Origin of the sequence: Marinobacter sp. R17 (genome assembly GCF_003789045.1) — a bacterium.
Classification (GTDB): Bacteria; Pseudomonadota; Gammaproteobacteria; order Pseudomonadales; family Oleiphilaceae; genus Marinobacter_A; species Marinobacter_A mangrovi.
Genome location: NZ_RHGZ01000002.1, coordinates 197978 through 211940 on the forward strand (window position 1 = coordinate 197978; position 13963 = coordinate 211940).

Here is a 13963-nt window from a genome sequence, read left to right on the forward strand (position 1 = left end):
CTGCAATGACCAAGAACAGAGACCAAGCCGTTCACCCTGCCTTTGAAAGGGTGAGGAAGCATCGGATCGAGACGCTGCACATCGACGTGGAGGAATATCGTCATCGCAAGACCGGGGCGACCCATCTCCACCTGGCTTCGGAGAATGACGAAAACGTCTTTTTCGTGGCGCTGCGGACTTTCCCGATGGATTCCACCGGTGTCGCGCACATCCTGGAACACACCGCCCTATGCGGCAGTGAGCGTTACCCGGTGCGGGATCCGTTCTTCATGATGATCCGCCGGTCCCTCAACACCTTCATGAACGCGTTCACCAGCAGTGACTGGACCGCTTACCCGTTTGCGACGAAGAACCGCAAGGATTTCGACAACCTGTTGTCGGTTTACCTGGATTCGGTCTTTTTCTCCAAGCTGGACGAGATGGACTTCTCCCAGGAAGGTCACCGACTGGAATTCGAGGAGCCGGACGATCCGTCCACCCCGCTGGTTTATCGCGGCGTGGTCTACAACGAGATGAAGGGCGCCATGAGTGCGCCGACCGCCCAACTTTGGCAGACCCTGACCAGTCATCTGTTCCCGACCACCACTTACCACTACAACAGCGGTGGTGAGCCAAGCCATATTACCGATCTGCGCTACGACGACTTGCTGCGGTTCTACAAGCATCATTACCACCCGAGCAACGCGATTTTTGCCACCTTCGGCAACATTCCGGCGATCGAACACCACGAACGTTTTGAGAGTCTGGTGCTGTCCCGTTTCGATCACCTCGACGTTGAGCTGCCGGTCCACGACGAGAAGCGCCTCTACGCGCCCAGCCGCGTCGAACAGGCCTACGCCATCAGTGAGGGTGAAGAGCTGTCCCACAAGACCCACATCGTGATGGGTTGGCTGCTGGGGCACAGCTTCGAGCTGGAGAAAAATCTCGAAGCGCACCTGCTGGCGAATGTCCTGCTGGAGAACAGCGCCTCGCCGCTCATGCGGGCCCTGGAAACCACCGATATCGGCCATGCGCCGTCGCCCATGCTGGGGCTGGAGGATTCCAACCGCGAGATGACCTTCGTGTGCGGGATCGAGGGCAGCGAGCCCGGTCGCGCGGCTGACCTGGAAAAACTGGTCGAGGAGACTCTGGATCAGGTGGCGCGTGAGGGTGTCAGCCAGGATCGTCTGGAGGCCATCCTGCATCAGCTGGAACTGCATCAGCGGGAAATTACCGGTGATCAGTTCCCCTACGGTCTGCAGCTGATCATGTCGTCCATCTCGCCGATGGTGCATGGCGGTGATCCGGTTGAGCTGCTCGATCTCGAACCGGTTCTGGCAAACCTGCGGGAGAAGATCAAGGATCCGGACTACGTGCCGAACCTGGTTCGCCGGCTGCTGCTGGATAACCCGCACCGGGTGACCCTGACCCTGCGTCCGGATGACAAGATGGACCAGCGTGAGCAGGCGGCCGTGGCTGAAGCGCTGGCCGAGCGCAAAGCCCGGCTGTCCGAAGACGAGGCGAAGGCCATCGTGGATCGCGCGGCGGCCCTGGAGGCACGTCAGCAACGCAAGGATGACGATACCATTCTGCCCAAGGTCGATCTGGGGGATGTGCCGCTGCAACTGCCGGAACCCGAAGCCCGCGAGGTCGAGGACTTCCCGGCCACGCTGTATGGTCAGGGCACCAACGGGCTGGTCTACGAGCAGGTGGTGCTGCCGCTGCCGGCCCTGAGTGACGAGGATTTGCTGCTGTTGCCCTTGTACACCATGTGCCTGACCGAGGTGGGCTGTGGTGAGCTGGATTACCTGGCGATGCAGGATCGCATGTCGGCCGAATCCGGTGGCGTCACGGCGTTCTCCATCGCCAAGGGGCGCATCGATGACGTGCAGGATCTGTCGGGCTACCTGGTGATCAGTGGCAAGGCGCTGGCCCGCAACCGTGACAAGCTGACCCAGCTGCTGCGTGATATTTTTGAAAGCGCGCGCTTTGACGAGAAAGCCCGTATCCGTGAGACTGTTGCCCAGGTTCGCGCGCGCCGAGAACAGTCTGTGACCGGCAGCGGGCATGCGTTGGCCATGGGCGCAGCGGCGCAGGGGTTGAGTCCCGGTGCGCGTCTGGCCTTCCGCCTGGGCGGACTGTCCGCCATCAAGGGCATCAAGGCGCTGGACGACTCCCTGAACGATGAAAAGGCGTTGGAGAACCTGTGCGATCAGCTGGCGGGTATCCACCAGCGTATTCAGGGGCAGGCCCGCCAGTTCCTGGTGGTGGGCGAGGACGATCAGCTGGATCCGATGCTGGAGACGCTCCGAAGCACCTGGCCCAAGGCGACGACCATCGAGACGGAAGGCTGGGAAGTGCCGCCGGTGAACGAGACCGTGCGCCAGGCCTGGCTGACGTCCACGCAGGTGAACTTCTGCGCCAAGGCCTACAGCACCGTGCCCATTGATCATCCCGATGCGGCGCCACTGACGGTTCTTGGGGGCTTCCTGCGCAATGGCTTCCTGCACCGGGCTATCCGGGAGCAGGGTGGTGCCTACGGCGGCGGTGCGACGCAGGACAGCGTCAACGGCACCTTCCGCTTCTTCTCCTACCGGGATCCGCGTCTGTTGGATACGCTGGATGACTTCGACAACGCGCTGTCCTGGTTACAGGAAACTGAACACGATCCCCAGACACTGGAAGAAGCCATTCTGGGTGTCATCGGCCAGATGGACAAGCCGCGCTCACCGGCCGGCGAAGCCAAGCACGCGTTCCAGAACCGCCTGTTCGGCCGCACGCCGGAACAGCAGAAGCGATTCCGCGAACGGGTACTGGCGGTGACTATCGAGGATCTAAAACGGGTCGCGACGGACTGGCTGGTGCCGGAAAAAGCCAGTGCGGCGGTGATCGCCAGCCCGCAGCAGCGAGAGACGCTGGAAGCGGCGGGCCTGGAAATCCACGAACTGTAATTCCGGGTTGGAGAAACGAAAGAGGGTGCTGCGGCACCCTCTTTTTTTGGCAGGCGTGTTCAGGTCGGCCTGTCAGCGCTTTCGCTCGATGCCCGTGGCGACCATGATCCGGGTCGAGATTTCCTCGATCGAATAGGCCGTCGTGTTGAGGTAGGAAATGCGTTCGCGGCGATACATCAGCTCGATTTCCTCTACCTCGTAGCGGCACTGCTTGTCCGAGGAATAGCGGGAGTTGGGGCGCCGCTCATTGCGAATGGTGGCCAGGCGCTCGGGGTCGATCGTCAGTCCGAACAGCTTCTCCCGGTGCGGGCGCAGGGCCGCGGGCAGTCGCTGATCGTGAATGTCGTCCTCCGTGATGGGGTAGTTTGCCGCCTTGATGCCATAGTGCAGCGCCAGGTACAGGCACGTCGGAGTCTTACCGCTGCGGGAGGCGCCGATCAGGATCAGGTCGGCCTCGTCGTAGTAGCGGGTCCGTGCGCCGTCGTCGTTATCCAGCGCGAAGTTCACGGCGTTGATGCGACGCTCGTAGTTGGTCTCATTGGAAATGGAATGTGACCGCCCCACCGAGTAGGAGGAGGACGCTTCCAGTTCCTGTTCCAGCGGCTGCAGGAACGTACCGAAAATGTCGACCATAAAACCGTCGGCCTTGGAGACTTCGGCGCGAATGGCGCTGTCGACAATGGTGTCGAAGATCAGCGGCTTGGCGCCGTCGAGTTCCGCGGCCTTGTCGATGCGTTTAACGACGCTGGCGGCTTTCTCCAGATCGTCGATATAAGGTACTGTGATCCGCTCGAAATGAATCTTTTCGAATTGGGCCAACAGACTGTTGCCAAGGGCTTCGGCTGTAATGCCTGTACCGTCGGAAATAAAGAACGCCGTCCTTCTCATAATGACCTGCTTCGCTCCGTTATTGACTTCATCTCATAAACTTAAGGTTCTCTTAATCCTCCTTCCGACGCGCGACACAGGCGGGCAGAGGGCCGATTCAGGGACGCCTGTACGTGTTGTTCCCTAGGTAATCAAGGCAGGTTACAGTATGATACGCCCGATATTCGATAGGCTACCCGCCAAATGGGCTCACAGATTTAAGGGAGATGCGCTTTGGAAGATTACATCATCTGGTTTGAAAACCTGGGTATGTCGGATGTTGACCGGGTCGGTGGCAAGAACTCGTCTCTGGGCGAAATGATCAGCAATCTTGCCAGCGCCGGCGTCACCGTCCCTGGCGGGTTTGCGACCACAGCCCACGCGTATCGTGAATTTCTCGCCAAGGACGGTCTCAAGGATCGTATCGATGAAGCGCTGGAAGCCCTGGACATCAATGATGTCAACGAACTGGCCCGGGTCGGTGCCCAGATTCGTCAATGGGTGACCGACACACCGTTCCCCAAAGCGCTGGAAGATGCGCTGGAACAGGCGTACACCTCGCTGCAGGCGGGTAACACCAACATGGCCGTAGCCGTTCGTTCCTCTGCAACGGCCGAAGACTTGCCGGACGCCTCCTTCGCCGGTCAGCAGGAAACGTTCCTGAACATCGTGGGCCTGGACCACGTCAAGCACGCCGTACGTGAAGTCTTCGCTTCGCTGTTTAACGACCGTGCCATTTCCTACCGCGTTCATCATGGCTTCGACCACAAGCTGGTCGCACTGTCTGCCGGTATCCAGAAAATGGTCCGCAGCGAAACGGCGGCCAGTGGCGTTATGTTCAGCCTGGACACCGAGTCCGGCTTCCAGGATGTGGTCTTCATTACCGCCTCCTACGGTCTGGGCGAAACCGTGGTCCAGGGTGCCGTGAACCCGGACGAGTTCTACGTTCACAAGCCGACCCTGGAAGCCGGTCGTCCCTCCGTCCTGCGCCGCAACCTGGGCAGCAAGGCGATCAAGATGGTCTACGGCAACAGCGCCGAGGCCGGCAAGTCGGTCGACACCGTCAAGGTGGACGAAGCCGACCGTAACCGCTTCTGTATTACCGACGAAGAGGTGGAGAATCTGGCTCGTCAGGCGGTGATTATCGAAAAACACTACGGACGCCCGATGGACATCGAATGGGCGAAGGATGGCGACGACGGTCGCATCTACATCGTTCAGGCGCGTCCGGAAACCGTGAAGAGCCGTGTTGCGGCCAACGTCATGGAGCGTTACCTGCTGAAAGAGCAGGGCAACGTCATCGTTGAGGGGCGCAGCATTGGCCATCGAATTGGTAAGGGGCCGGTGCGCGTCGTCACCAGTATCCAGGAGATGGATCGCGTCCAGCCGGGCGACGTCCTGGTCACCGACATGACCGACCCGGACTGGGAGCCGGTCATGAAACGCTCTTCCGCAATCGTGACCGACCGTGGCGGTCGGACCTGTCATGCGGCAATTATTGCCCGTGAGCTGGGGATTCCCGCCGTCGTTGGTTGTGGCGATGCCACCGACGTCCTCAAGGAAGGTCAGGAAGTGACCGTGTCCTGTGCCGAAGGCGACACCGGTCTGGTCTATGAAGGCAGTCTGGATTTCGAACTGCGTGAAAACACCGTCGAATCCATGCCGGACATTCCGTTCAAGATCATGATGAACGTGGGTAACCCGGATCGCGCCTTCGACTTCCAGTCCCTGCCGAACGAAGGTGTGGGTCTGGCCCGTCTGGAGTTCATCATCAACCGCATGATCGGCGTGCACCCCAAGGCGCTGCTTAACTTTGAAGGCTTGCCCCGCGACATCAAGCAGACCGTCGAGAAACGCATTTCCGGTTACACCTCGCCGGTGGATTTCTACGTGGACAAGCTGGTTGAAGGCATCTCCACGCTGGCAGCGGCGTTCGCGGACAAGAAAGTGATCGTGCGTCTGTCGGACTTCAAGTCCAACGAATACGCCAACCTGATTGGCGGTACCCTATACGAGCCGGACGAAGAAAACCCGATGCTGGGCTTCCGGGGGGCGTCACGCTATATCTCCGAAACCTTCCGCGACTGCTTCGAGCTGGAATGCCGCGCCCTGAAGAAAGTCCGTGACGAAATGGGCTTCACCAACGTGGAAATCATGGTGCCGTTCGTGCGCACCCTGGGTGAGGCGCGTCAGGTGGTGGACCTGCTGGCGGAGAACGGCCTGAAGCGTGGCGACAACGGCCTGCGCGTCATCATGATGTGCGAGTTGCCGGCCAACGCGCTGCTGGCGGACGAATTCCTCGAGTACTTCGACGGTTTCTCCATCGGCTCCAACGATCTGACCCAGCTGACACTGGGCCTGGACCGCGATTCCGGCATCATTGCCCACCTGTTTGACGAGCGGAACGAGGCGGTCAAGAAGCTGCTGTCCAACGCGATCCAGGCGTGCAAGAAGGCCGGCAAGTACGTCGGCATCTGCGGCCAGGGGCCATCGGACCATCCGGATCTGGCCAAGTGGCTGATGGATCAGGGGATCGACAGCGTCTCCCTGAACCCGGATTCGGTACTGGATACCTGGTTCTTCCTGGCTGACGAGAAGCTGGACTGAGAATCGCAATGACAGGAAAAGCCGGTGCCAGTGCGCCGGCTTTTCTTTGTCTGAAACAGAACACCCATTAGTCCTCAGAAGGAGAAAGCCGTGAATATCGTGACGCCTGATCTGTGCGACGAATATCCGGAAGTGACCGTTGTTGAGCCCGGTTTCAACAACTACGGTGCGATCAAGGCATTTGGTGGCGAAATCGTCACCGTGAAATGCTTTGAAGACAACTCGGTAGTGAAAGAGCAGGTCGGGCTGCCCGGCGAAGGCCGCGTGATGGTGGTCGACGGTGGCGGTTCCAGGCGTGCGGCATTGTTGGGCGATATGCTGGCCGAGAAGGCGGCCGACAATGGCTGGGCCGGCATTATCATCTACGGCTGCATCCGGGATGTGGATGTGATCGGCGAGACCCAGCTGGGTGTCCAGGCTCTGGACACCGTGCCGCGTAAAACGGAAAAGCGGGGCATCGGTGACCTGAACGTGCCCGTGACCTTCCACGGTACGACCTTCGTGCCAGGCCAGTACGTCTATGCCGATAACAACGGCATTATTGTGTCAGAGAAGCCACTGTCCCTGCCTGAGTGATCGTACGGCGAATCGGGGGAAGCCGTTCCATCTCCGGAAGGAGCGGCGACCCGATTCCGCAGCAGGGCAGTCCCGCTGGCTATCGTTTGACCTGCTTGATCGACGCGCCCAGTAAATAGCCATCGCCATCCGGCTCGCAGCGCAATATCTCGATGACCGTCTCAAATGGCGGAAACTTTTCATTGGTGGATGGCAATAGGGTCTGCAGCTCAGTCCCAACGGGCATGGCGATGTCCATATAGAGTTGCATGCCGGTACCGCTGAGATCCTTGCACACGCCTTTGTAGTGCTTGCCATCGGTGTCGGTGAGCTTCACTTCGGAATTCACCTGCATCCGATGGAAATCGCGTTTTTCTGAATAATCGCGCATCGTCGTTGCCATGCCTCTACCTCTTCGGCCGTGTTTTACCTTATATAAGATGACAAAAGCCGCACGTCAAAGAACGATCCGTCATAAGACGGCATTCTGACCAGATATTTAGTGTATGGAGTATTCGTTTGGCACAAGATGTGGGGTAGTGCACGCCGCTGGAGGGCGTGCACCGGAAAGCTGTCGCGTCAGGCCCAGTTGTCGGTTTTGCGGGTGGGTTTGAGCCATGGCAGTACAATGGCGATCAGCACACCCAGACCAACCAGGCCAGCGCCCAGCAGCATGAAGTCTGATTCCTTCTTGGCTTCAAGGCGCTCGTTTTCAGCGGTGAGGACTTCCACTTCCTTCTTGAGCTGCTGGTTGCTTTCCTGCAGCTCCCGATTGCGGCGGTCCAGGTTCAGGGCGTTCGAGGAGACCTCCTTGATCCGGTCCAGTTCGGCGCTGAGTTTACTCGCGCGGCTCTGCAGGGAATCTTCCGAAGAGGCCAGCTGATTGCGTTCGGACTGGAGAGCCTCCAGCTTTTTCTGGGCTTCGCTGAGCGCTGCTTCCGTGCGTTCAAGCTTGTTCTGCGCGGCCGCCAGGCGATCGCGGGCGATCGGCTGGGAGGACAGGTAACGGGTGAGTACCCAACCTTCCTGGCCATCCTGGGTGCGGACCTTGCTGTAGCCCGATTCGTCTCCCTCCTGGAGGACTTCCAGGCGCGTCCCGGACTTGAGACTGTCGAGTATGCGGAATTGATTGCCCTCGCCGCTGCGGAGCATGATCAGCAACTCGTCGTCCACGTATTTGGTCTGGGCGAAGGCGGGGAGGCACAGCGCTGTCAGTAGGGCAGCGGCCAATAGTTTCGTCAATGTGAAGGGCTTGTGAATCACAATGAATCGTTCCTGCTTGTTTTTTCTGGGGCGTTCCGGGTACGGGAGGTCCTGAGTGAGACCTTCTTGTCTTCGACCGGTGGGGCGGGTCATGGCGTCCCCGACGCTGTATAAGGCGACTTTTCAGAGGCCGTTCAAACCGGGAATTCTGTCATAGTTCCCGCCGCGATCAAGCGCCCGGTTATTACGATCTGTCAATGAGTGCGCCTACGGCAATACGGGCTTGAACGGTTTCACCGTCACGTTGGCGTAGACGCCCGCTGCCACATAGGGATCGGCATCTGCCCAGGTTTTAGCCGCCTCGAGTGAGTCGAATTCGGCGATGACGACGCTGCCGGTAAAGCCGGCTTCACCCGGGTCCGGGCTGTCGATCGCGGGGCAAGGGCCGGCCAGCAGCAGGCGGCCTTCGGATTTCAGTTGTTCCAGGCGTTCCAGATGAGCGCCGCGCGCCGGGGTGCGCAGCGGCAGGCTGTTCTCGACGTCCTGGCTGATAATAGCGTAGTACATGAAGTCTCTCCGTCAGTCGGCTGGCCGCTGGAGGGCCGTGAGCGTATCCTGTGACGTACATTAAAGGGTTCCGCCACATATGACCATATCCGCAACACAATCTGCCCGCATTGACCTGCATTGTCACAGCAACGTGTCTGATGGCGCTCTGTCGCCAACCGATCTGGTGCAACGGGCATCTGCCAACGGCGTGACGCACCTGGCGCTGACCGATCATGATACGACGGGCGGCCTTGCCGAGGCGGCGCGGGCGGCCGAAGCGTGCGGCATGACCCTGATTAACGGCATTGAACTGTCCTGTCAGTGGCGCTCCCTGACGATTCACATCGTGGGGCTCGGGTTCGATAACGACGATCCGCGATGGCAGGCGGCGCTGGCGGAGCAGGCCGATAATCGCTGGCGGCGTGCGCGTCAGATTACCGAGCGTCTGCGGCGCCTGAACGTCGATCAGCTCCTGGAGAAGGCCACGGAGGCTGCCGGCGGTGACGTGCCCGGGCGGCCGCATTTTGCCCGGGTCCTGGTTGACGAGTCGGTGGTGCGCGACAGCGGGCAGGCGTTCAAGCGCTATCTGGGCGCCGGCAAGCCGGGCGACGTGAAAGCCTGTTGGCCGTCACTGGAGACGGTCACCCGATGGATCACCGATGCGAGCGGCGTGGCGGTTGTGGCGCATCCCCGCAAGTACAAGATGACGGCCACCCGTTTGCGGGAGCTGATGAAGGATTTTACCGCCTGTGGCGGGCTGGGAATGGAGGTGCTGACCTCTGGCCAGTCCAGTGGCGATCTGGGTTTTCTGGTCGAGCTGTGCCGGCGTGAAGGCTACCTGGCGTCCCAAGGCAGTGATTTTCACTTTCCGGGAGCGCCGTGGTGTGAGCTGGGGCGATTGCCTGGTGCGCTGCCTGACGGGCTGGAGCCCATCTGGCGGCGTCTCGGCGTCAGTGTGGGCTGACGCCGATCTGCAGGTCTGAGTGCCTGCAGGAGCGTTTCAGGCCGGAACGTGAAACAGTAGGTATAGATCCGTGAGGGAGTCGGGGATGGCGTCCGCCATGTCCTGGCTCAGCTTGTCGCTGCTGCGCACCCGCTCGAAATCCTCGTCTTCAAACAGGCCGGAAAGTGCCAGCATCGGCACCAGCAGGTCGGCCGTCTCTTTCTCATTGGCTTCCAGCCATTCATCCTCATGCTGCAGGAAGGTGTCGACGAAGCCGGCGCACCAGTTCTCGAGCGCGTTCATCGGGTCGCCGTCTTCCGGTTCCGGCAGTTCCAGGGCTTCGCCACGGTCGAGGGAAGCGGCCATGCTGGCGCTCAGTTTGTCGACCGCATGGGAAAATGCCTGGGGAACGCCGGCCGAGGGCAGTTCATCCAGCCCGGTTGCAATCAGGAACATGGCCTTGGCATCCAGCTCGTGCGGGCCGACAACACTGGCACTGACCACACCGTGCAGTCCGAAAAAGTCCAGGGCATCGTCACCCCAGGGATCGGCAAACAGGATGTCTTCAACCGCTTCGATTTCTTGGGGAGACAGCATAAGGAAATACTCCTGTTGGAACACCCGCCAGTATAGCGGCTCTCGCCGAAAGACTGTATGTCATTGTGTTAACGGGTGATGATAGCGCGTCGTTGATGACAAAAAAGCGGGCCCCGATGATCGGGGCCCGCTTTGGTATCGGCGTTATCGGCGCTTCATGGGGAAGCGCCTGGCCATGTGGCTGCCGTTTCAGCCTTCTTGAGACGGCTTGTCGTCTGAGGCTGCGGTTTCGGCGGCCGGCTTGTCGTCATTGTCTTTTTTGCCGGCCTCTTTCTTGGCGGCCAACTGACGCTTACGGACTTCGCGCGGATCGTTGTACGCACGGCCGGACGGGGCTAACGCGGGTTCTCCCTTGTCGCCGGACGCGGCTGGCGCTGCTTTTTCCGGTTCGGGCTGGGCCTTCTGAGGTGCCTTTTCGGCAGACTCGGGCGAAGCCTTCGCGGAGTCGGAGCGATCAGCGCCGGACGGCTTCTCCTGCGCCGGTTCAGCCTTTTCCGCGGCTTCCTTCTTCGGCGCGGTCTTCTCGGCCGGCTCCGGTTTTGCTTCGGCTTTTTCAGCCGGGGCGTCGGCCTTCGGCTTTTCCGGCGCCTTTTGGGGCTGCTCTGCCTTCGGGGCTACCGATTCGGCTGGCTTGTTGCCGTCTTTAGCGGGCCGTTCGGCCGGCTCAGTCTTGGCTTCCGGTGCCTTCTCGGCGGCCGGCTTGGCCGGTGCGTTTGGCTTGTCACCCTGGGCGGCTTCCGGTTTTGCGGCCGGCTTGGGCTTATCAGTCTTGTCTTCAGCCTTTTCGCCCTTGGTCTCAGCCGGTTTGGTTTCGGCTTTATTGTCGGCCGCAGGCTGGCTCTGATCCTTTTTCGCTTCAGGCTGTTCGGACTTCTTGTCCTGAGCTGCCTCAGGCTTGCTGGCGTCCGCCGGGGCAGGGCTGCTCTTTTCGTCCTGCTTGGCCGGCTTGCTTTCAGCCTTCGGCGCACTCTCAGTCGGTTTACCGGCTGTCTCGGCGCTCGGTGGGGCATCGGCCTTGGGCTGCTCTGCCGCTTGCGGTTGGGCGTCCGGCTTACGTTGCTCCGGTGCCTTACCCTGATCGGTGGCTTTGGGTTGTTCGGCGCCCTTGTCGTTGCCCTGTTGGGCCTGAGCCGGTTTGTCGGCAGCTGGCTTGTCCGCGGCCTGCGGTTTATTGGCTTTGCGCTCTTCGCTCTGGCGCTTGTCCTGCTCTACCGGTGAGCCGTCGCGGTTGCGTGGACGGCGTGGCCGACGGCGTTTCTCGTCACCACTCCGTGACGATTGCTGCTGCTTACCGCCCTGGGCGCCGCGATCCTGTTCCTTCTGGTCTTTCTGATCCTTTTGCTCCTTCTGGGGAGCCTGATCCTTCTGACCACGCTTATCGTCCTGACGGTTGTCCTTGCGCTTGTTGTTTCCGCCGGACTTGTTGCCACCCTGGTTTTGCTGCTGTCCTTTGTTGGACGGCTGCTGATCGGAGTTGCGACGGCCCTTGCTGCGGCGATTGCCGCCGCCGTCGTCCTGATTCTGGCGACGGTTGGATTCGCCCTGACGACGATTACCGGCATTGAGGTTGTCATCGCGATTGCCATTGTCGTCACGAGCCACGCGCGCCTTACGACGGTCCTGGCGACCACCGCCGTCACGACGCTGCGACGGGGGGCGCTGCTCGTTCTTGTCGCGACTTTCGGTCTGCTCAACCGGCTCGTCGCTGAAGAACGCGGACAGCTTGCGGGACAGGCGCTTGAACAGACCTTCGTCCTGCTCGCTGGTCGTTTGTGCCTCGGCGGCTTTCGGGGCCGGGGCGGCGGCCGGACGGATACCCTTGACGGCGGCTTCTTCGCGCGCCGGCTGCTCGCGGGCAACCTGGGTTTCCTGGGTTTCGTCTTCTTTATACTCTTCGGCAATCTGGTAGCTGGTGCCGCGCTCGACCGCGCTGATTTCGTCTTCGCGGACACGCAGGATTTCGAAGTGCGGCGTATCCAGGTGCGGGTTGGGGACGACCAGGACGTTCACGTCCTCCCGTGCCTCGATATCGGCCAGCTGCTGGCGTTTTTCGTTCAGCAGGAAGGTGGCCACCGGCACCGGCACGATGGCGCGTACTTCGCCGGTCTTGTCCTTGGCCGCCTCTTCAAAGATCAGGCGCATGATACTCAGTGCGAGGGACTCGATACCGCGGATCGTGCCCTGACCGTCACAGCGCGGACAGACCTCGCTGCGGGTCTCGCCCAGGGACGGACGCAGACGCTGACGGGACATTTCCAGCAGGCCGAAGCGCGAGATCTTGCCCACCTGGACGCGGGCGCGATCGAGTTCCAGCGCCTCGCGGACTTTCTGTTCCACTTCACGCTGGTGCTTGGCCGGCGTCATGTCGATGAAGTCGATGACGATCAGGCCGCCGATGTCGCGCAGGCGCAACTGGCGAGCGATCTCTTCGGCCGCTTCCAGGTTGGTCTGCAGGGCCGTCTCCTCGATGTCGTGGCCCTTGGTGGCGCGAGAGGAGTTGATGTCGATGGACACCAGGGCCTCAGTCGGATCGATAACGATGGAGCCGCCGGAGGGCAGTTTCACTTCGCGCTGGAACGCGGTTTCGATCTGGCCTTCGATCTGATAGCGGCTGAACAGCGGAATCTCGTCCTTGTACAGCTTGATCTTGTTCTCGAACGACGGCATGACTGCCTGCACGAAACTCAGGACGTCTTCGTAAACCACCTCGGAATCGATCAGCACCTCGCCGATGTCCTGGCGGAGGTAGTCGCGAACTGCGCGAATGATGACGTTGCTTTCCTGGTGAATCAGGAACGGGGCCTGACGGCTGGAGGACGCATCGGTGATCGCCTGCCAGATCTGGGTCAGGTAGTTGAGGTCCCACTGCAGTTCTTCGCTGGAGCGCCCGATGCCGGCCGTACGAACGATCACGCCCATGTTGCGAGGCACTTCGACGCCGTTCATGGCTTCTTTGAGCTGCGAGCGCTCTTCGCCTTCAATGCGGCGGGAAATACCGCCTGCACGGGGGTTGTTCGGCATCAGGACGAGGTAGCGGCCGGCGAGGGAGATGAAGGTGGTGAGGGCGGCGCCCTTGTTGCCACGTTCTTCCTTGTCGACCTGGATGATGACTTCCTGGCCTTCGTTCAGGACGTCCTTGATGTTGATCTTGCCCTCGATGTCCTTGGGCGACTTCTTGAAGTATTCCTTGGAGATTTCCTTGAGGGGCAGGAAGCCGTGGCGCTCGGCGCCAAAGTCGACAAAGGCGGCTTCAAGGCTGGGCTCGATGCGGGTGATCTTGCCCTTGTAGATGTTGGATTTCTTCTGTTCCCGGTTACTGGCTTCGATGTCGAGATCAAAAAGCCGCTGTCCATCTACCAATGCAACGCGCAACTCTTCCGGGTGAGTTGCATTTATCAGCATTCTTTTCATGAAGAACGAGTTTCCTGTCGGTTAACGACGGAAACCGGCCATTCTGGCGCTCATCGGCGAGGCAGGATGCAGCAGGCGGCTGACGTTAGGCAGCCGGACACAATCAGGCGGTAGCGGCAGGCCGCTCCACGCTTGCGAGAAGGCTAACGGTCTGTAAATCCGACGATTGCGGGAATAAACCGTAACGATTCAGTGTCAGTTGACGCATGCTATCCAGTTCAAGTTCACACCGGCTCCAAGGTCTCACGTCATATTCGTAAGCTGGACGGCCCGGCCCGGCGTGATTGCAATGATTCTTCGC

10 protein-coding genes are annotated in these 13963 nt (G+C 60.5%); 4 read left to right on the forward strand and 6 right to left on the reverse strand.

Annotated features, from left to right (window positions below; all coding sequences use genetic code 11):
• Nucleotides 1-5 precede the first annotated feature (5 nt).
• On the forward strand, nt 6-2930 hold the full coding sequence (locus tag EB809_RS02915) for an insulinase family protein (RefSeq protein ID WP_123633306.1): 2925 nt from the start codon (nt 6-8) through the stop codon (nt 2928-2930).
• A gap of 72 nt (nt 2931-3002) precedes the next feature.
• On the opposite strand, the gene EB809_RS02920 is transcribed toward EB809_RS02915, so the two are convergent.
• Nucleotides 3003-3818 (reverse strand): pyruvate, water dikinase regulatory protein, encoded by an 816-nt coding sequence (locus tag EB809_RS02920; protein WP_123633307.1) that lies wholly within the window; start codon nt 3816-3818, stop codon nt 3003-3005.
• Between the two features lie 213 nt (nt 3819-4031).
• Here EB809_RS02920 and ppsA point away from each other — a divergent pair, with 213 nt between their 5' ends.
• Complete coding sequence (gene ppsA, locus EB809_RS02925) at nt 4032-6404, forward strand: phosphoenolpyruvate synthase (protein WP_123633308.1); 2373 nt, start codon at nt 4032-4034, stop codon at nt 6402-6404.
• A 90-nt stretch (nt 6405-6494) separates the two neighbouring features.
• Nucleotides 6495-6980 (forward strand): ribonuclease E activity regulator RraA, encoded by a 486-nt coding sequence (rraA, locus tag EB809_RS02930; RefSeq protein WP_123633309.1) that lies wholly within the window; start codon nt 6495-6497, stop codon nt 6978-6980.
• 79 nt (nt 6981-7059) lie between these two features.
• Here rraA and EB809_RS02935 read toward each other — a convergent pair whose 3' ends face one another.
• From EB809_RS02935 to EB809_RS02945, 3 genes are all read right to left on the reverse strand, one after another.
• Entirely contained in the window at nt 7060-7362 is a 303-nt protein-coding gene (locus EB809_RS02935; RefSeq protein WP_223807787.1) for a PilZ domain-containing protein, read from the reverse strand.
• 176 nt (nt 7363-7538) lie between these two features.
• Nucleotides 7539-8222: a TIGR04211 family SH3 domain-containing protein gene (locus EB809_RS02940; protein WP_223807788.1), complete on the reverse strand. Its 684-nt coding sequence runs from the start codon at nt 8220-8222 to the stop codon at nt 7539-7541.
• A gap of 207 nt (nt 8223-8429) precedes the next feature.
• Nucleotides 8430-8729, reverse strand: coding sequence for a YciI family protein (locus EB809_RS02945; protein ID WP_123633311.1), 300 nt, complete (start codon nt 8727-8729; stop codon nt 8430-8432).
• Between the two features lie 79 nt (nt 8730-8808).
• On the opposite strand from EB809_RS02945, the gene EB809_RS02950 reads away from it, so the two are divergent.
• Nucleotides 8809-9675 carry a PHP domain-containing protein gene (locus EB809_RS02950; RefSeq protein WP_123633312.1) on the forward strand — a complete coding sequence of 289 codons (867 nt, stop codon included), beginning with the start codon at nt 8809-8811 and terminating at the stop codon, nt 9673-9675.
• A gap of 36 nt (nt 9676-9711) precedes the next feature.
• On the opposite strand, the gene EB809_RS02955 is transcribed toward EB809_RS02950, so the two are convergent.
• On the reverse strand, nt 9712-10251 hold the full coding sequence (locus tag EB809_RS02955) for a YecA family protein (RefSeq protein WP_123633313.1): 540 nt from the start codon (nt 10249-10251) through the stop codon (nt 9712-9714).
• A gap of 189 nt (nt 10252-10440) precedes the next feature.
• Nucleotides 10441-13662 carry a ribonuclease E gene (rne, locus tag EB809_RS02960; RefSeq protein WP_123633314.1) on the reverse strand — a complete coding sequence of 1074 codons (3222 nt, stop codon included), beginning with the start codon at nt 13660-13662 and terminating at the stop codon, nt 10441-10443.
• Between the last annotated feature and the right edge of the window lie 301 nt (nt 13663-13963).